This is a genomic window from Sorangium sp. So ce295 (assembly GCF_051527405.1).
Lineage (GTDB): Bacteria > Myxococcota_A > Polyangia > Polyangiales > Polyangiaceae > Sorangium > Sorangium cellulosum_B.
The window spans coordinates 2,134,899-2,151,836 of sequence record NZ_CP150324.1 but is presented as its reverse complement, the minus strand read 5'-3'; the positions used below and the strand labels follow the sequence as shown (position 1 = coordinate 2,151,836).

The following is a 16,938-nucleotide window of genomic DNA, read 5'->3' as shown; positions in this document are numbered from 1 at the left end:
CCGGCGCCTCTCCCGGCGCCTACGCCGCCGGCGCCGCGCTCGATGGCGACGGCGCCGCGCTCGATGGCGACGGCGCCGCGCTCGATGGCGACGGCGCCGCGCCCGGCGACGCCGTCGAGCGCGCCGCCCACGCAAACGCGGCGATCCGCTCGGCGAAGCGGCGCGGGTCGTCGACCTGCGGGCAGTGCCCGATGCCCTCGGGCTCCTCGATCTCCGCGTGCGGAGGGAGGTGCCGCCGGTAGTACTCGAGGTTGGCGCTCGGCATCAGGCGGTCCGAGCGGCCCCAGATCAGCAGGATCGGCATCGAGAGCGCGGCCAGCTGCTCGGGCGTGAACGCGTGGTCGCACCGGGCCGAGCGCCTGAAGGAGAGGATGGTCTCGCGCGAGAACGTCCGCACGACGTCGCCGGCGATCAGCGGGGTGAACCACGGGACGCGGTGGTAGAGGCGCGCGAAGAACGCGTGGGCGTCGGCCCGCGACCGCAGGTTGAACACGGCGAGCAGCTCGGCGAGCTCGGCCTGCTGCATGCCGGCGCCGGCCGGCGACGCGAGCACCAGCGCGCGCACGCGGTCCGGCGAGGTCAGCGCGTAGCTCACCGCGACCGCGCCGCCGAGGGAGTTTCCGACGACGATCGCCGGCTCGTCGAGCTCGCGGTCGAGCAGCTCGTGCATGGCGGTGGCGAGGCACTCCGGCGTGAACGCCGACGCCGGCGCCGCGCTCCACCCGTGCCCCGGCGACTCCGCGGCGATGACGCGGCGGGCGCGCCCCCGGAGTCGCTGCAACACCGGCGCGTACGGGAGCGCCGAGGAGCCGATGCCGTGGAGCAGGACCACCGTCGGGAGCGGGCCCGTGCCCGGAGCATCGTAGAGGTGCAGCCGGCAGACCGACGTGTCGACCCAGCGGCTCTGCACCCCGGACCTGTTCAGCGCCTTCTTGGCGAGGCGTTCGGCGAGCGGGAGGATGCCCATGTGCCCGGCATAGCAGATCGAAAGGGTTCCTGCGGGGGCGGAAGCGCTGGCGCGCGCGGGGGCCGTCGAGCGATCGATCGGCGCGCCGCGGACGAGGCCCGGTGGCGCGCCCGATTTCCGTTGAGCTCCATGGAGATCCGCGCCACATCTCCCGCCGTGCGATCGCCTCTCCTCGCCGCCGCCGTCGCCCTTGTCGCGTGCTCGCGCCCCGAGCCGCCGACGCTCAAGCCCGAGCTCGCGACGGTGACCGCCGTCACCGTTCAGGGCATCGATCTGCGGGTCCAGATCCAGGCGTACAACCCGAACAGCATCGATCTCTCGACGCGCTCGATGAAGGCGAGCGTGCTGCTCGACGGCAAGTACGACGTCGGCACGGTCACCGCGCTCACGCCGCTCGAGCTGCCCGCGAAGAAGTGGACCCGGATCGAGGCGCCGATCTCGGTGAAGTGGCAGGACCTCACGAGCATCGCGGCGCTGGCGGCGCAGAGCCGCGGTATCCCGTACCAGGTGAGCGGCACCGTCGCGATCGGCGGAGAGACGCTCAACGTGGATGTGCCGTTCCGCCTGGCGGGGACGATCACGCACGAGCAGCTCGTCACGGCGATCGGCAACTCGCTCCCGGGCCTGCCCCTCCCCGGCCTGCGCTGAGGAGGGCTGCCGCGAGCGATAAGCGCGCGAGCCGCCTCGGCCGCTCGCGCGTGTCATCGTTCCCGTTCGACCCTCGCCTCGACCACGGCCCTCGCCTCGGGCGTCACGCACAGCGCCTCGAGCGCTCGCGCACGCCACGCAGGCTGATCGCACAACCGCCGCAGCGCGCGGCGCCACGCGTCCTCGACCGAAGGCCCGTAGGCCTCGCGCGCCTTGTCCCAGGCGGCCTGCGGCAGCCCGCCGAGCACATGCTCGAGCAAGATGAGATCGATGACATCGCGTGCCAGTGCGGCATCGTCGAGAAAACGGTCTTCGTTGGCGAGGAGCTTCTCGGCGACGAGATCTTCGTCGGCGAGGCGTGCCACCGGCAGCGCCGGGTCCTCGACCCCAGCAAGCTCGATCCTGCCTTCGCTGACGATCTCGAGCTTGAGCGGCGCGCCGCCCACGTCGAGCACGACCCGGATACCGTAGCGATCGGCGCGCAGCTCGCGTCGGACCGCCATGTCGGCGACGAAGAGCCCGCGAACGCCGGCCTCGTAGACGCGTTGCCGCAGCTGTCTGTACCCCTCGCGGGAGGCACAGAGGAAATCGACGTCACGCGAGATGCGGAATTCGTCGCAGCGGAGCGATATCGCCGTCCCGCCCGCAAACCAGCACTCGGACTGCCTTAGCAAGGCTGCATCCAGCGACGTGAGCAGGTCGAGGATCCGCCGGTGCTCGTCGCGCTCAGCCATTGAATACGCCTCGGCCGTACCGCGCGACGAGATCGTCGAAGAAGCGCCGCTCGCGCTCGCTCATCGAGGCGCGATCGACCCATTGTCGGTTCGCCTCGTACAGCGCGAGCGCCTCCTCCTCCGTGATTGCGTGATCCTCCCTGTTCCAGAGGAGCAACCGGAGCTGCTCCAGCTCCTCGCCGACGATCATGGCCCAAGGATAGCGGAAGCCGCGGTCGGTGCACTCCTCACAGGGGGCGCGCTCGGGGCGCCGCCACGCAGGCGCGCGCAGCGCAGCGTCAGGCGGCGCGCCGTCCTGGCAAAGGCCCAGCGCGCCCTGTCGTCGCCAGCGTTGTCTCGAGCCCGCAAAGCTTGCAGAATCGCGGCGGAGGAGACGTCCGTGCCCGTCCACGAGGAGCCCCCCGATCGCGCGCGCCCGCGGTCATCGACGCGCTCGCCTCCGCCGCCGGAGGGCGCAGCCCCATGTCCGGCGGCCTGATCTTCCACGACGGCGGCGGCGGGGCCGTCGCGCGCTGCACGCGCTGCGGCGCCGAGGCGGCGGGGCCGTGCGCGCGCTGCGGCGCGCCGGTGTGCGGCGACTGCTGCGTGCTCACCGAGGGCGGCGCGCGCGTCTGGGCGATCTGCCTCGCGTGCGAGGATCGCGGCGGCCGCTCCCTCCGCCGCGGCTGGGCGACCGTCCTCGGGTGGATCGCGCTGCCCATCGCGGCGCTCGCGCTGGTCGTCGGGCTGCTCGCGTGGCTGCAAAGCAACTGAAGAGACCGGAGGAGTCATGTTCAGCGTGAAGGAAGTCGAAGGCGCGATTCCCACCATCGAGCTCGCCGACAGCGACGCCGCGAGCCGCGCGGTGCTGGCCCCGGCCCGCGGCGGCATCCTGACCGAGCTGACCGTCGGCGGCCGCGCGCTGCTCTACCTCGATCGCGGCACGTTCGACGATCGCGCCGCCAACGTGCGCGGCGGCAACCCGGTGCTCTTCCCCTCGCCCGGCAAGCTCGCCGGCGACGCCTGGTCCGCCGCCGGCGCGGCGGGCCAGATGCGCCAGCACGGCTTCGCCCGCACCCTGCCGTGGTCGCTCGACGACCGTGGCACCCTCGAGTCGGGCGGCGCGTACGCGCGCCTCGTCCTCCGATCGAGCGAGGCGACGCGCGCGCAGTACCCCTGGGATTTCCGCGCCGAGTTCACCTACACGCTGCGCGGCAGGGCGCTCCGCATCGATCTGCGCATCACGAACGAGACCGGCGACGGCGCGCCGCCGATGCCGTTCGGCGCCGGGTTTCACCCCTACTTCGCCGTCTCCCAGTCGGACAAGGCCCGCGCCTCGATCGAGACGCGGGCGACGCGCGCGTTCGACAACACGACGAAGCGGGAAGCCCCGTTCTCCGGCTTCGACCTGACCCGGCCCGAGGTCGACCTCCACCTGCTCGACCACGGCTCCACCGAGAGCGCGCTCTCGATCGAGGGCGACCCGGGGGTGCGCATCGCCGTCCGCGGCTCGCCCGAGTTCACCCACTGGGTCGTGTGGACCTTGCAGGGCAAGGACTTCGTCTGCCTCGAGCCCTGGACCTGCCCCGGCGACGCCCTCAACACGGGAGAGCGCCTCATCCACCTCCGGGCGCGCGAGACTCGGGCGCTCTGGATCGAGCTCTCCGCCTGAAGCGATGACGGCCGCGCGCGCGACGCGCTGGAGGGCGCGCGCGCGACGGGCTGGAGGGCGCGCTGGAGAGCCCGAGGAGCCGCGCCGCGTCGGCGGCGACGCGCGGCTTCTCGGTTGACTGCCGGCCGGAAAACGCGTCGAATCCCGCCATGACTTCTACCGATCTCCTTACCGCACATCGATCCCTGCTCGCCCCCTCCCGAGCGCTCCTCGCGCGGCGACCTGGCCGCGCGCTCTCCACCCTGGCCGCAGCCACGCTGGCGACGACGCTCACCGCGGGCGCCTCCGCGGCGCCGGTCTGGACCGGAGACTTCGAGACGGGCAATCTGAACCAGTGGAACACGACCCTGAACGGCGAGCACATCTCCGTGGTGACGTCGCCTGTCCTCCAGGGCACGAGGGCCGGGAAGGTCCAGCTCACCAACGACGCGAGGTGGTCGAACGGCATCAAGCGCGTCGAGCTGAACCACAAGCCGGCCGCCGGGCGCACGGCCGAGGGCGCCCAGACCTACTTCGCCTGGAGCTTCTATCTCCCCGAGGCGCTCGCGGCGGACCCGCCGACGCAGATCGGATACTGGGAGTCCGAAAATAGCTACAATCAGATGATGTCGTTCGAGGTCGTCGGACAGCGCATCAGCTTCGCCACCCGCAAGCCCGACAACAAGGTGCACTGGGAGGCGAACGGCGCGGTGACGCCCGGCGTGTGGCACCGCATCGCGCTGCACATCCGCTGGTCGACGAACCCGAACCAGGGCTCCGTCGACGTGTGGTTCGACGGCAAGCAGGTCGTCACCGGCGGGAAGGCGCAGACGCTCGCCGACAACAACGCGCACTTCACGCAGATCGGCCTGCTGCGCAACCCGTCCGAGTTCACGGACAGCCCCGTCATCGTCCTCGATGACGCCGTGGAGGGGGACACCCTCGAGGACGTCCGCCCCGCGCTGCCCTCCTCCGGGGAAGGCGGCGCCGGCGGCGCGGGCGGCTCCGGCGGTGAAGGCGGCGCCGGCGGCGCGGACGGCTCCGGCGGGAGCGGGGGCACCGGGACCGCCGGCGGCGGCGCCGCAGGCGGCAGCGACGGCGCGGGCGGCGATGTGGCGCCCGGCCCCAGCGCTTCGAGCTCCTCCTCCGCCGCTTCCGGCGCCGGCTCCACCGGCGCGGGGACCGGCGGCACGGACGAGGTGGAGACGGCCGAGGGCGACGACGGCGGCTGCAGCTGCCGCGCCGCCGGCTCGCCCGCGGCCCCCGCGCCCATGGCCCTCGCCGGCCTCGGCCTCATCGCGGCGCTCGCGTCCGCGCGGCGTCGCGAGCGGCGCTGAGCCGTCGCGAGCGGCGCGAGCCGCAGCGCCCCGGGCGGGCCGAAGCCGCGCCGAACGCATGACGAGGGCGGCTCTTAAACAAAATTGATTTTCGGATCAATTTTCATCATCTCGACATTGACAATATTGACCTCGGTGAGGATAATCCACTCATCCCGTGGCAAGATTTGTCGTCCGATGCCCTAGCTGTGATGGGGAGCTGCGCGCGACGCGGCTCGGCTGCCAGAGCTGCGGAACCCACCTGGACGGTCAGTTCGAGATCCCCGCGCTGCTCCAGCTGTCGCCGGACGATCTCGCCTTCGTGACCGCGTTCGTGCGCTCTTCAGGCAGCCTGAAGGCGATGGCTCAGGTCCTTCAGATCAGCTACCCGACGGTGCGAAATCGCCTCGACGAGATCATTGGCCGGCTCGACGCGCTGGAGCAGGGCGTCGCGCGGCGCCGGCACGAGATCCTGGATGCGCTCGAGAAGGGGAGGCTCTCCGCGAAGGAGGCCGAGGAGGCTCTGCGCAAGGTGGGATTATGATGATGACCACGCCCGACGAGAGAGTGCGCGCGCTCGTGCGCGACAACGTCATCAAGCCGGCGGAAGGCGAGCGGCTGCTGGCGACGATGTCGCCGAAGCCTCCCCGGCGCGGATGGCGGCTCGCGCTGAATCCATTCGAGCGCTTCGGCGGGGGAGCCGCCGCAGCGGCAGGCCTCGTCGTGGCGGCGCTGAGCGTCGCGATCACGAGGCTCGGCGTTCGCTTCGACGGATTCCTCGACCTGCACACGGCGCCTCTCGTCATCTCGTACGGGACGGCGCTCCTCGAGCAGATCGTCGTGTGGCCGTTGCCCGCCCTGCTCTTCTGGACGTATGCGCGGCTCCTGCGGCGCCGCGTGCGGATCATCGATTTTCTCGGCGTGATCGGGCTGTCGCGCGCGCCGCTCGTGCCCGCGGCGATCGCGCTCGGCCTGCTCGCCCCGCGGCTGCCGGCGGGCGTGCCCACGTTCACGCTCGAGCTGACCGCCTTCGCCGTCCTCGCGGCGGTGTGCCTCGTGTGGTCCTTGACGCTCCTCGTCCAGGGCTTCAAGAACGCCTCCGGCCTGCGCGGCGCGCCGCTGATCGCAGGGGTCATCGGCCTCGTGCTCCTGTCGGAGATCCTCTCGAAGGTCGCGCTCGCGCACCTCGGCTGAGCCATCGATCTCCCCGGCGCGCCGCCCCGCTCGCGCGGCGCGCGCTGCGGTGCTCGCGCGACCGCGAGGGCGCACCGGTGCGCCCCGGGCGGCCCTGCACCTCTCTCTCATCCTCGGAGGGCTCGTCATGTCATTGCGATCGGTTCTCGTGGTCCCGGCGCGCCGCGCCGCGCTCGCCGTCTCGTGTGCCGCCGCGCTCGCGTCGTCGCCCCTCTGCGCGGGCTGCGGCGCCGGAGAGCGCGCGTCGACTGGCGGGAGCGGCGCGCTCCCTGACGACACGGACGTGCCTGACACGGAGACGCCGACAGCGCCGGACGCGCCGGGGTGTCCGGCGGCGGTCAGCGCCAGGACCACGGTCGAGAACGCGCGAGGCACGCTGGTCGGCACGCTGGTGGTGCCGGCCGGGTGCGGGCCGTTCCCTGCGGTGGTGATCATCCCCGGCTCGGGGCCGACCGACCGGGACGGCAATCAGGTCGCCGCGGGCATCGAGCCGGACACGTACAGGCTCCTCGCGGAGGGGCTCCGGGACAGGGGCATCGCGTCGATTCGCTACGACAAGGCCGGCATCGGCGCGAGCGCCTCCGCGGCTCCCGGGACGGAGCAGGAGCTGCTCTTCGAGATGGGCGCCGACGACGCCGGCCTGTGGGTGAAGAAGCTCCGGGCGGACGGGCGCTTCGCGACGATCACGGTGGTGGGGCACAGCGAGGGCTCGCTGCTCGGTATGCTGGTCGCCCGGGAGACCGAGATCGACGGGTTCGTCTCGATCGCCGGCGCGGGCCGGCCCATCGGCGATGTCCTGCGCGATCAGCTCGAAGGGCTCCCGGACGAGGATCGCGAGAGGGCAAACGCGATCCTCGACCAGCTCGAGGCCGGGGAGCTCGTCACGGACATCCCGCAAAGTCAGGTGTTCATGAGCCTGTTTCGGCCGAGCGTGCAGCCGTTCGTCATCTCCTGGATGAAGCACGACCCCGCGGTGGAGCTCGCGGCCGTGACGGCGCCGATCCTCCTCCTGCAAGGGACGACCGATCTCCAGACCAAGGTCGAGGACGCGGAGCGGCTCGCCGGCGCGCGGCCGGACGCGACGCTCGTCATCGTCGAGGGAATGAGCCACACGCTCAAGGAGGCGACGCTGTCGAACGCGTCGCAGGCCGACGCCTACACCGATCCGGGCCTGCCTGTCGTGCCGCGCGTGTTCGAGGCGATCGAGGCGCTGATCCGGGAGGAGTGACGCAGCCCCGGAGGCAGCGCTAAAGCACCGAACTCACGAATCGTGTCGGGGCGCTCTCGCCCCTCGGCGGCGCGCGCGGCCGCAGCGCCTCCTCGGTCCTCCCGCCGCCGAGGCGTGGTAGAAGGCGACGATCATGAGCAGGCTCTCCGAACGTGCGTTTGCCGAGATGGTCGAGGCGGGGTGTCCCGCGTGCGGGGGACAGAAGCTCAACCTGCGCTCGTATGTCGACGGGCTCGTGCCGCTCATGGAGGGCGAGCCCGTCGGGCCGATCAAGTGGGTCTACAAGGGCGAGATGTTCGTCGACGGGCTGTACGAGATCACGTGCGGCGCGTGCCAGCACCTCGTGTTCACGGACGACCGCTGCCCGCGGTGCCACGCCGAAGGCGGCCTCGCGCGCGGGCTCACGACGACCAACGCGTACGCGGTGCCGGAGCGGTGCTCGCGGTGCGAGCACATCGAGGTGCGTTACATCGCGTTCGTGCCAATGCGCGTGAAATACGAGGGGAAGCGCGCGGACAGGGCACAGACGAGCGTCGAGCTGCACGACCCCGGCTTCCACGGCTATCGCGTCGACTGCAAGGACTGCGGCAAGATCGCCGAGCGCGCGGACGCGTGCCCGATCTGCGAGAGCCCGGCGCCGATCCGGGCGCGCTTCAGCTGATCGTCAGGCGTGGCTCGCGATGAAGCTCGCGGTCGCCTCGGGTGATGAGAGGATCGCCCACGGCGACAGCTTCATCCCAGGTCCCCCGCCGCCGGCAGGTACGCAGCGCCGAGCGTCACGCCCTGCGCCGCGCGGATGGCGCGCACCACGGCCAGCGTGCAGACCTCGGCCGCCATGACGCACAGAGTCATCATGCCGAGCGTCGAACCGGACGCGCCCGTGCCCAGCGCGAAGAGGGCATCTCCGTCGGAGAGCGTGTGCAGCGGGTTGATCGCGCGCGCCAGGCCGTCGTGCCCCACGGTGGCGAGGCGGCAGGCCTGGCTCTTGGTGAGCACGGCGTCGGTGGCGATCACGCCGATGGTCGTGTTGCTGCCCGCGAGCATGGGCCTGGGCATGTCGCCCCGCAGCAGCGCGCGCCGCGTGTCCAGAAGGCGCGTGCCGCGCTCCGTGCGCGCGCCGGCGAGCACCTGGCCCGTCTCCGGGTCGACGACGTCGCCCAGCGCGTTGCAGGCGACGATGGCGCCCACGGTCACGCCGCCGACGGTGACGGAGGCGCCGCCGATACCGCCCTTCATCGCGCGGTGGAAGCCGAAGATCTTGCCGACCACGGCGCCGGCCCCGGCCCCCACGTTGCCTTCGGCGGGCGGCGTGGTCGACGCGGCCTCGCAGGCGGCGTAGCCGGCGGCGGCGTCGGGGCGGATACGCTGGTCGCCCAGCGCCAGGTCGAACAGCACGGCGCCGGGCACGATGGGCACGCGGGCGGGGCCGACGGTCATGCCCACGCCGCGCTCGTCCAGCCAGCGCATCACGCCGCAGGCCGCGTCCAGGCCCCAGGCGCTGCCGCCGGCCAGCAGGACGCCGTGGACGCGCTCGACCACGTTGGACGGCGAGAGCACGTCGGTCTCGCGCGTGCCCGGCGCGGCGCCGCGCACGTCCGCGCCGGCGACGGCGCCCTCGCGCGCGAGCACCACCGTGCAGCCCGTGGGGCGGCGGCTGTCGGTGAAATGGCCGACCTCGATGCCGGCGACGTCGGTGATCGCGCCGGGGCGCGGGGAGGCGGACGCGGGAGCGCCGGGAGGCATGCGCTCATTGTCCATGGCCCCGAGGAGCCGCGCCATGTGGCCGCGGCCGTCGCGTGGCACTCGGCCGCGCAGCGCCGGCGGGCCTCGGCGCCTGCACGTGACGGATCGGATGGGTCGAGGCGCGGCGTCGTCCTCAGCAGCTGGACGGGTCCGCGAGCATCGCGACGGCCTCGGCAGAGAGCTCCACGCCGTCGAGGCCCCCGACAAACTCGCTCCACGCCGCGGCGTCGCCCTGGATCAGCGCGCGGGCGACGCACACCGCCAGACCATCGAGCGGCGTCGTCGATGGGGCGCGCAGCAGCTGGCGCAGGGCGGCCAGGGCCTCCGCGTTCTCCGTCGCGGTGGGCGCCTTCGTGCGACTTAGCCCGTCGAGCGCCTGGTAGAGCAGCTCGAACACCTCCGTGGACGTGACGATCTCGCCGAAGAAGGCGCGGAGGGCGGGGACGTGCTCCGGCCGAGCTCGATCGATGTCGAGGCGGATCCTTGTCATGGCGAGCGAGCGCGCGCGCAGCGAGCTGGACTGCCTGGCGACGTTCCCCCACGCCGATACCACCGTCTCGAGCGGCAGCTCGAAGTTGTACAGGAACAGCAGGTGCGCGTCGGAGAGGTCGCCGGCCGATGGCCCCGCCGCGAGCGCCGACCACTCGTCCGCGTAGAGCGCCAGCGCGTCGACGACCTCGCCGCACGCCCCGTACTCCAGCCACGGCGTGAACTCGGTCCAGTGCGCGAAGGGCGGCCCCGCGAGCAGCGGCGCGAGCGCGCTCGACCAGGCCGCGCGCAGCGCTGGATCCAGCGCCGGATCCGCGGCCCTGACGCACGCCGCCGCGACCGCCATGCCCTTGGCGTCCTCCGCGTCGAGACCGCCGAGGAAGGCCGCGAACGCGCCCGGGGCCAGGGTCTCCGGCAAGCCGACGTTGAGGGCGGCCGTCTGGTGGACGCCGCCGGCCTCGAGGAGGTTCGCGACCTGCGAGGGGCTCGTGGGAAGGCGAAACGAGGAGAAGCGCGCCGCGTGGCCCTCCGGATCCAGGCTGGCGTCGTCGACCAGGTAGAACCAGGAGATGTGGCGGTCGAGCGGATCGAAGATCAGCAGCTCGCCCTCCTGCTGCGGGGCGACGTCCACGCCCTGATCGAGCTCGAGCACCTGCGAGCGCGTCGCTCCGTCGTCCGCGATCCAGAGGAGATCGAGCGGCGCGACGAGCGCGCCGTCCGGATCGCGCAGCGTCACGAGCACGCCGCCGGAGGGGGACCGCCCGAGATCGAGGTGCGGGAGCGCGCTGGCCCGGAGCGCCCGCCGCGCGCGGGCGGTCGCGTCGGGGCCGAGGTGTCGCGCGAAGGCGCCGAGGAACTCGTCCGTACCGACGGCGCCGAAGCGGTGGTCGTTGAGGACGTCGCGCAGCGTGCCCCAGAAAGGATCCTCCCCGATGAGGCTCCGGATCTGGGTGAGCAGCCACGCGGCGCGGTCGTAAGGTCCGCTCGTGTACTTGTCGTCGGGATCGCGGTCCGGATCCACGATGAGGGAGTCCACGACGGCCGCGAAGGAGTCGCCGTTCAGCGTCCCCTCACCGCTCTCATCCAGGTAGAGGCGCGCGCCCTCCTCTGCGAGCAACGTCGCCATGCCCTCCTTGATCCACAGATCGTCCCAGGTCTTGACGGTCACGAGGTCTCCAAACCACTGGTGGCCGAGCTCGTGGATCGTGAGCCTCAGGTCGCCGGAGCTGGTCGGAGCGGTGCTCCGGGACTCCCCCTAGAAGGTGATGCCGAGGTTCTCGAGGCCGCCGCCGTACTCCGGTACGAGCACCAGCGCGTACTTCTCGAAGGGATACGGCACGAGCAGCTCCTCGAAGAGGCCGATCGAGCGGACCACCTCGTCGAGCAGACGGTCGTAATCGCCCGGGACGCCGCGCCGGTGCCAGACAGAGACGGGGAGGATCCCCTTCATCGTGCCCTCGACCTCGAAGTCGCCGATCGCGAAGGCCATGAGGTAGATGGGCACCGTGTAGTCCGTCGCGTACTTCATGCGGCGGCCGGACGCGCCCTGCTCGTCGGAGACGAGCGTGCCGTTCGCGATCATCGTCTCCTGTGCGCCCATCCCGAGGTCGATGGAGAAGACGGCGCGGTCCTCGGGTGTGTTGTGGCACGGCATCCAGAGCGCGGCGTCGAGCGGCTCCGAGAGCGTGTAGACAGCGCGCGACGCGGCAGGGTCCCCCCGGCGGGCGGGGATCGCGCGGAGCGCGACGCTCTCGGCGGCCTCGTAGTCGATCTCCAGCGTGATCGCCTGGTCCGCCGCGATGTCAGGCACGCGCGAGACGTCGACGCGGAGCGCCCGGAGCTCGGCGTCGACCGTATAAGGCAGGTCCGCGCCCCCGGCCACCCGGACCGCCTTGACCTCGGCGACCGCGCTGTCGAGGCGCAGCGAGCGCAGGCCGTCGTCGCCTGGCAGGAGCGTCACCGCGACCGTCGCGACAAGCCGCACTCGGCTCCAGTCGAACTCTCCCGTCACCTCGTAGCGCTGGACGTCGATCGGCGCGCCTGGCGGCGGCTCGGGCTCGGACGGAGGCTCGGGCGAAAGCTCCGTGTCGTCGGGCGGCGATTGCCCTGGAGCGGTGGGATCGGCGCCCGAGCACGCGGCCACGGACGACGCCAGGAAGACGGCAACGAGCCACGTTCCCGGGCGGACAAGAGATCTGGCAAGGTCCATTCGAGCTCCTCGATGGACGAAGGGACGCCCTCGACCTCCGTTGATTGGCTCCTCTTCCCGCCGGTTTCGTGCTCCTGGCACGGAGGGACCCGATCGAGGACACGGCGCAGCTCACGCTGTCGGCGCCTGAGCACGGGCGCGAGACGGACCGCTCGTCAGTCGTCGTTCGTGGGCGAGAAAGGCGTGACGGGCGCGGATTCCTCGATCTCTCGCCTGGGCGGGTTCTTGACGGAGAGCTGGCTGTCGATGAGGACGGCTCGACGCGGGCGCGGCGCGCTGACCTGCGCTTTGCAAAGCTCCTCGACGACGCGGCCGCGCAGCGCATCGTTCACTTCCTTGTTCTTGCCGGGTGGCACGCGCGCGCTGATCCGCAGGACGATCGAACCCTCGTTAAGCTCCTCCACGCCGACCTCCACCTGCCCCGGAGCGCCCGTCTGCAGCTCGACCTCCTTTTCGGCGACCCTCGCGAGGAGCTCACGCACCCGCTGCACGTCCTCCTCGTAAGGCACGTGCACGTCGACCACCGCGTTCACGTAGGATCGCGAATGGTTCGCGACCTTGCGCACCTCGCCATTCGGGATCGAATGGAGCACGCCGATGTCGTCGCGGATCTTCGTGATACGAACGCCGATCTCCTCCACGCGCCCCTGGATGCCGCCGATCTCCACGAGATCCCCGACGAGGAGCAGGTTCTCGAAGAGGATGAAGAAGCCGGCCACGATGTCCCCCACGAACGTCTGCGCGCCGAAGCCGATGGCCACGCCGATGACGCCGGCGCCGGCGAGCAGCGGCGTGGGATCGATGGAAGCCTCGCGCAGACCCATCACGAGAGCCGAGAAGTAAATCGCGTACCGCACGAAGCCCATGGCCACGGGGACCAGGGTCCTTCGTTGCTGGAGCGTCTGGGGGTTCTCCTCAGCCACCTTCCCGAGGAAAAGGTCGTTGATGAGGAGCACGCAGAGCTCGACGAGGACCCGGCTCGCATAGATTATCGCGATGATCCGGAGCCCGACCCGCCCCGCCTGCGAGAGCCACGTGTCGGGCGTGAGCGCGTCGGCGACCCACGTCGCCGCCGTGATGTACACGCAATAATCGACGACGCGCTTCGTGATCCCGAGCAGGTGCGACAGGTTCCCGAGGTACCTGAGCGGGCTCTCGAGGCGGGCGAGCCTCGTGGAGTTGTCGAAGAGGACGTCGAGGAGGAGGTATCCGATCCCCGTCGCGAGGCGGCTCACGTAAAACGCGCCCAGCGTGTAGCTGGCGAGCAATACGGCGCGCTGGGTCCCCGGCGCGAGCGCGAGCTTCTCGGTGAGGAGGACCGCGGCGGCGCCGAGGACGACCACGCGGAGCGCCTTGCGCAGGCGGTTCGTGACCTCTGCGACCGGCACGCGCCGCTTCTCCAGCCAGTCCGAGCGCGCGACCGCCTTTCCCAGCGCGTCGGCGAGCCCCCGGGCGAGCGCGTCGACGAAGAGCGCGCCGACGGCGATCCCGAGCGCGGTGAGCAACCGCATCCTGGCGATCGCGGGATCATCTCCGGCGAGCCCGACGAGCGCGCTCTTCACCACGTCGAGGGCGCGAATTCCGCGAACCATGGCGAACGCCGCGCCGCCCATGAGCACGACCCCGACGAGCGCGACCCAGACGAGCGCGCGGCGACGGACGCGACGCCGGAACGACTTGCGCTCGTCGGCCGTGACGTGCTCCAGCGTCGGCGAGCGCAAGACGAAGGCGTAGCCCCGATGGATCAGCCTGACCACGAGCTCCGAGAGGAGCAGGAGCACCACGATCGCGATGCACAGCGCGACGAGGTTGTGGAGGAGCAGGTCGAGATGCAGCGTCATCGAGGCCGCCGAGGCTACCGCCCGATCTGGACGTTCTCAAGGACGCCGAGAGCGTCCGGCACCAGCACCGCGGCGGAGTAATAGGTGCTCACGAGGTACGAGGTAATGGCCTTCCCGTCGGTCTCCATCCTGCGGGCCGAGACGCCGGGCTCGATCTCCTCGGGGAGGCCCGTGCGGTGGAGGCCGATGACGCCCTGATGCTCCTGCCCCGTGCGCATGACGAGAATGGAGCTCGTTTTGTCCTCGTTGATCGGGATCTTGTCGCAAGGCAGGATCGGGACGCCGCGCCACGCCGCGACCTGCGTGCCGGAGAGCTCGACGGTGGTCGGGTAGATGCCCCGGCGACTGCACTCCCGGTGGAAGGCGGCGATCGTGCGCGGGTGCGCCAGGAAAAACTGCGACTTGCGGCGCCGGCAGAGGATCTCGTCCATGTCGTCGGGCGTCGGGGGGCCGCTCCGGGGATGGAGGCGCTGCTTCAGGTCGGCGTTGTGCAGGAGGCCGAAGTCACGGTTGTTGATGAGCTCGTACTCCTGACGCTCGCGCAGGGCCTGGACGGTCAGGCGGAGCTGCTCCTGGAGCTGATCCATCGGATCATTGAAGAGATCCGAGACGCGCGTGTGGAGCCGGAGGACCGTCTGCGCGACGCTGAGCTCGTATTCACGCGGCGCGGTCTCATAATCGACGAACGTCCTCGGGAGCGCGCGCTCGCCCTTGTGACCGGCGGCGAGGGCGATCGCCGCCTGTCCGAGCTTGTCCTGCGGCTTCTTCAGCCGCTCCTTGAGCGACTCGACGTGCGCGTGCAGCGCAGGGGATCGCGAGATCAGCTCCTCGAAGGCGCGCTGCGGGAGCTCGAGCACGATGCACGGCGTGACGGCCCTGACCGAATAGGTCCACACGTCGTTCGATTCGATGACGGACTGATCCCCGAAATGGTCCCCATCCGCGAGGACGTCGAGGATCGTGTCGGCGCCGTACCTGCCTGCGCCGAGCTTCTGGGCCTTTCCGTGCGCGAGCAGGAAGATCGTCTCCGCTGGCCTTCCGCGCTCGGCGATCAGCGCGCCGGGCTTGACCTCTCGCTGGACGAACCGGCTCGCCAGGGTGTCGAGCACGGCGTCGTCCGAGAAGCCTTGCAAGAGCGGCAATTCGCAGAGCTCTTGCGGGATCACCTGCACCTTCGCCCCGACGTTGCCGAAGCTGAGCCGCCCGTCGCCGACGGCATAACTCAGGCGGCGGTTCACGCGATACGTGCCGCCCGTGACCTCGATCCAGGGCAAGACCCGCAGGAGCCACCGGGACGTGATCCCCTGCATCTGCGGATGCGACTTGGTCGTCGTCGCGAGCCTTCGCGCCCCCAGCGTCCCGAGGCTCGAACGCTCACCATCGTTCCCGATCCCAGGGTTTTCGGCGTTTGCCATGATGTACCTTTCCTTCTGCGGGCTTCGGAGAGCAGAGCGCTCCGCGTATCCCCGGCGTTTGCACGGGGCACACGCGGAGCGCCTACCGCTCGGGGCTCATTCGTGGGCGCGTCCGATCTCGACGCTCTCCAGGACGCCGAGCGCGTCGGGGACCAGCACGGCCGTCGAGTAATAGAGGCTGACGAGGTACGACATGATGGCCTTGTCGTTGATCCCCATGAAGCGCACGTTGAGGCTCGGCTCGACCTCGTCCGGAATGCCGGCGTGGTGCAGGCCGATGACGCCCTGGTTCTTCTCGCCCGCGCGCACGAGCAGGATCGAGGTCGTCCGCGTCTCCGAGACCGGGATCTTGTTGCACGGGAAGATCGGTACGCCGCGCCACGCCGGAACGCGGTGGCCGTTCACCTCGATGCTCTGCGGATAGACGCCGACGCGGCTGCACTCCTGGCCGAACGCCGCGATGGCGCGCGGGGGCGCGAGGAAGAACGACGGCTCCCTCCAGACCGTGGCGAGGAGCTCGTCCATGTCGTCCGGCGTCGGGGGCCCGCTGTGGGTGTGGATGCGCTGCTTCAGGTCGGCGTTGTGCAGGAGGCCGAACTCGCGGTTGTTGATGAGCTCGTGCTCCTGGGTCTCCTTCAAAGCCTCGATGGTCAGGCGCAGCTGCTGCTCCGTCTGGTTCATCGGCTCGTTGAACAGGTCCGCGACGCGCGTGTGGATGTGGAGCACGGTCTGCGCCACGCTGAGCTCGTACTCGCGGGGCGAGGTCTCGTAATCGACGAACGTGCCGGGAAGGACGGGCTCGCCGGAGTGGCCCGCCGCGATCTCGATCGCCGCCTCGCCCGTGTTGTCCTGCTTCTTCGCGGCGAGCGCCTTGAAGTTGTCGAGGTGCTTCTTCAGCGATGGGTGCTGGGCGACGAGCTCCTCGAAGGCGTTCTGCTGGAGCGTCAGCACCGTGACCGTCGTGACGGCCTTGGCCGTGAACGTCCAGTAATCCTGCGCCTCGAGGAGCGCCTGGTAGCTGTAATGGTCGCCGTCCGCGAGGACCGCGAGCACCGTCTCATCGCCGTACTTGCCCGCGCCGATCTTGTTGACCTTGCCGTGCGCGATGAGGCAGATGTGATCGGCCTCCTTGCCGCGCTCGGTGATGACGTCGCCGGGCTTGTATTCACGCTGCACGAAGCGGTTCGCCAGCGCGGTGAGGACCTCGACGTCCTCGTAGCCGCGGAGGAGCGGCAGCTCGCAGAGCTCCTGCGGGATGACCTGGATCTTCGCGCCGGTGTTCGTGAACGTCACCCGCCCGTCGCCCACCGCATAGCTCAGCCGGCGGTTCACGCGGTACACGCCGTTGACGTGCACCCACGGCAGGAGCTTGACCAGCCACCGCGACGAGATGCCCTGCATCTGCGGCGCCGACTTGGTCGTCGTCGCGAGCTGCCTCGCGGCCGCCGTCGCGAGGCTGGTCTGGTGCTGATCGATCGAACCCAGATTCCCTGTGATAGACATGAGTCCCTCTTTCCCGGACGG

General features: G+C 71.0%; 17 protein-coding genes. 8 read left to right on the top strand and 9 right to left on the bottom strand.

Annotation, left to right across the window (positions count from 1 at the left end):
- Positions 1 to 19: 19 nt before the first annotated feature.
- Positions 20 to 967, bottom strand: coding sequence for an alpha/beta fold hydrolase (locus WMF11_RS08235; RefSeq protein WP_437977060.1), 948 nt, complete (start codon positions 965 to 967; stop codon positions 20 to 22).
- 156 nt (positions 968 to 1,123) lie between these two features.
- Here WMF11_RS08235 and WMF11_RS08230 point away from each other — a divergent pair, with 156 nt between their 5' ends.
- Complete coding sequence (locus WMF11_RS08230; RefSeq protein ID WP_437550726.1) at positions 1,124 to 1,615, top strand: LEA type 2 family protein; 492 nt, start codon at positions 1,124 to 1,126, stop codon at positions 1,613 to 1,615.
- A gap of 53 nt (positions 1,616 to 1,668) precedes the next feature.
- Here the strand turns inward: WMF11_RS08230 and WMF11_RS08225 are convergent, their stop codons facing one another.
- Positions 1,669 to 2,349 carry a nucleotidyl transferase AbiEii/AbiGii toxin family protein gene (locus WMF11_RS08225; protein ID WP_437907872.1) on the bottom strand — a complete coding sequence of 227 codons (681 nt, stop codon included), beginning with the start codon at positions 2,347 to 2,349 and terminating at the stop codon, positions 1,669 to 1,671.
- Positions 2,342 to 2,539, bottom strand: coding sequence for a hypothetical protein (locus WMF11_RS08220; protein ID WP_437907871.1), 198 nt, complete (start codon positions 2,537 to 2,539; stop codon positions 2,342 to 2,344). Before WMF11_RS08220 ends, WMF11_RS08225 begins: the two co-directional genes overlap by 8 nt.
- Positions 2,540 to 2,811: 272 nt before the next feature.
- Here WMF11_RS08220 and WMF11_RS08215 point away from each other — a divergent pair, with 272 nt between their 5' ends.
- The 7 genes from WMF11_RS08215 (at position 2,812) to WMF11_RS08185 (ending at position 8,378) form a co-directional block, all read left to right on the top strand.
- Positions 2,812 to 3,102 carry a hypothetical protein gene (locus tag WMF11_RS08215; RefSeq protein ID WP_437550722.1) on the top strand — a complete coding sequence of 97 codons (291 nt, stop codon included), beginning with the start codon at positions 2,812 to 2,814 and terminating at the stop codon, positions 3,100 to 3,102.
- 16 nt (positions 3,103 to 3,118) lie between these two features.
- The gene (locus WMF11_RS08210) at positions 3,119 to 4,000 is read left to right on the top strand and encodes a galactose mutarotase (protein WP_437977059.1); all 882 of its coding nucleotides are present in this window, start codon (positions 3,119 to 3,121) and stop codon (positions 3,998 to 4,000) included.
- Between the two features lie 149 nt (positions 4,001 to 4,149).
- Positions 4,150 to 5,316, top strand: coding sequence for a polysaccharide lyase (locus tag WMF11_RS08205; protein ID WP_437977058.1), 1,167 nt, complete (start codon positions 4,150 to 4,152; stop codon positions 5,314 to 5,316).
- A gap of 157 nt (positions 5,317 to 5,473) precedes the next feature.
- Positions 5,474 to 5,839 carry a DUF2089 domain-containing protein gene (locus tag WMF11_RS08200; protein WP_437550717.1) on the top strand — a complete coding sequence of 122 codons (366 nt, stop codon included), beginning with the start codon at positions 5,474 to 5,476 and terminating at the stop codon, positions 5,837 to 5,839.
- Positions 5,836 to 6,489, top strand: coding sequence for a YIP1 family protein (locus WMF11_RS08195; RefSeq protein ID WP_437977057.1), 654 nt, complete (start codon positions 5,836 to 5,838; stop codon positions 6,487 to 6,489). Before WMF11_RS08200 ends, WMF11_RS08195 begins: the two co-directional genes overlap by 4 nt.
- Positions 6,490 to 6,616: 127 nt before the next feature.
- Entirely contained in the window at positions 6,617 to 7,717 is a 1,101-nt protein-coding gene (locus tag WMF11_RS08190) for an alpha/beta hydrolase (protein WP_437977056.1), read from the top strand.
- A 133-nt stretch (positions 7,718 to 7,850) separates the two neighbouring features.
- The gene (locus tag WMF11_RS08185; RefSeq protein WP_437907865.1) at positions 7,851 to 8,378 is read left to right on the top strand and encodes a hypothetical protein; all 528 of its coding nucleotides are present in this window, start codon (positions 7,851 to 7,853) and stop codon (positions 8,376 to 8,378) included.
- A gap of 71 nt (positions 8,379 to 8,449) precedes the next feature.
- On the opposite strand, the gene WMF11_RS08180 is transcribed toward WMF11_RS08185, so the two are convergent.
- The 6 genes from WMF11_RS08180 to WMF11_RS08155 form a co-directional block, all read right to left on the bottom strand.
- On the bottom strand, positions 8,450 to 9,460 hold the full coding sequence (locus WMF11_RS08180; protein WP_437977055.1) for a P1 family peptidase: 1,011 nt from the start codon (positions 9,458 to 9,460) through the stop codon (positions 8,450 to 8,452).
- Between the two features lie 133 nt (positions 9,461 to 9,593).
- Complete coding sequence (locus tag WMF11_RS08175) at positions 9,594 to 11,153, bottom strand: M1 family aminopeptidase (protein ID WP_437979292.1); 1,560 nt, start codon at positions 11,151 to 11,153, stop codon at positions 9,594 to 9,596.
- A 51-nt stretch (positions 11,154 to 11,204) separates the two neighbouring features.
- The gene (locus WMF11_RS08170) at positions 11,205 to 12,158 is read right to left on the bottom strand and encodes a M1 family metallopeptidase (protein ID WP_437977054.1); all 954 of its coding nucleotides are present in this window, start codon (positions 12,156 to 12,158) and stop codon (positions 11,205 to 11,207) included.
- A 155-nt stretch (positions 12,159 to 12,313) separates the two neighbouring features.
- Positions 12,314 to 13,999 carry a mechanosensitive ion channel family protein gene (locus WMF11_RS08165; RefSeq protein ID WP_437907862.1) on the bottom strand — a complete coding sequence of 562 codons (1,686 nt, stop codon included), beginning with the start codon at positions 13,997 to 13,999 and terminating at the stop codon, positions 12,314 to 12,316.
- Between the two features lie 14 nt (positions 14,000 to 14,013).
- Positions 14,014 to 15,414 carry a family 2B encapsulin nanocompartment shell protein gene (locus WMF11_RS08160; RefSeq protein ID WP_437977053.1) on the bottom strand — a complete coding sequence of 467 codons (1,401 nt, stop codon included), beginning with the start codon at positions 15,412 to 15,414 and terminating at the stop codon, positions 14,014 to 14,016.
- Positions 15,415 to 15,510: 96 nt separating this feature from the next.
- Complete coding sequence (locus tag WMF11_RS08155) at positions 15,511 to 16,917, bottom strand: family 2B encapsulin nanocompartment shell protein (RefSeq protein ID WP_437907859.1); 1,407 nt, start codon at positions 16,915 to 16,917, stop codon at positions 15,511 to 15,513.
- Between the last annotated feature and the right edge of the window lie 21 nt (positions 16,918 to 16,938).

Coding starts and splice junctions, on each gene's coding strand:
- WMF11_RS08185 (WP_437907865.1), top strand. CDS start 7,851: ATGAGCAGGCTCTCCGAACGTGCGTTTGCCGAGATGGTCGAGGCGGGG.
- WMF11_RS08225 (WP_437907872.1), bottom strand. CDS start 2,349: ATGGCTGAGCGCGACGAGCACCGGCGGATCCTCGACCTGCTCACGTCG.
- WMF11_RS08210 (WP_437977059.1), top strand. CDS start 3,119: ATGTTCAGCGTGAAGGAAGTCGAAGGCGCGATTCCCACCATCGAGCTC.
- WMF11_RS08180 (WP_437977055.1), bottom strand. CDS start 9,460: ATGCCTCCCGGCGCTCCCGCGTCCGCCTCCCCGCGCCCCGGCGCGATC.
- WMF11_RS08190 (WP_437977056.1), top strand. CDS start 6,617: ATGTCATTGCGATCGGTTCTCGTGGTCCCGGCGCGCCGCGCCGCGCTC.
- WMF11_RS08205 (WP_437977058.1), top strand. CDS start 4,150: ATGACTTCTACCGATCTCCTTACCGCACATCGATCCCTGCTCGCCCCC.
- WMF11_RS08195 (WP_437977057.1), top strand. CDS start 5,836: ATGATGATGACCACGCCCGACGAGAGAGTGCGCGCGCTCGTGCGCGAC.
- WMF11_RS08170 (WP_437977054.1), bottom strand. CDS start 12,158: ATGGACCTTGCCAGATCTCTTGTCCGCCCGGGAACGTGGCTCGTTGCC.
- WMF11_RS08155 (WP_437907859.1), bottom strand. CDS start 16,917: ATGTCTATCACAGGGAATCTGGGTTCGATCGATCAGCACCAGACCAGC.
- WMF11_RS08160 (WP_437977053.1), bottom strand. CDS start 15,414: ATGGCAAACGCCGAAAACCCTGGGATCGGGAACGATGGTGAGCGTTCG.
- WMF11_RS08220 (WP_437907871.1), bottom strand. CDS start 2,539: ATGATCGTCGGCGAGGAGCTGGAGCAGCTCCGGTTGCTCCTCTGGAAC.
- WMF11_RS08215 (WP_437550722.1), top strand. CDS start 2,812: ATGTCCGGCGGCCTGATCTTCCACGACGGCGGCGGCGGGGCCGTCGCG.
- WMF11_RS08235 (WP_437977060.1), bottom strand. CDS start 967: ATGGGCATCCTCCCGCTCGCCGAACGCCTCGCCAAGAAGGCGCTGAAC.
- WMF11_RS08165 (WP_437907862.1), bottom strand. CDS start 13,999: ATGACGCTGCATCTCGACCTGCTCCTCCACAACCTCGTCGCGCTGTGC.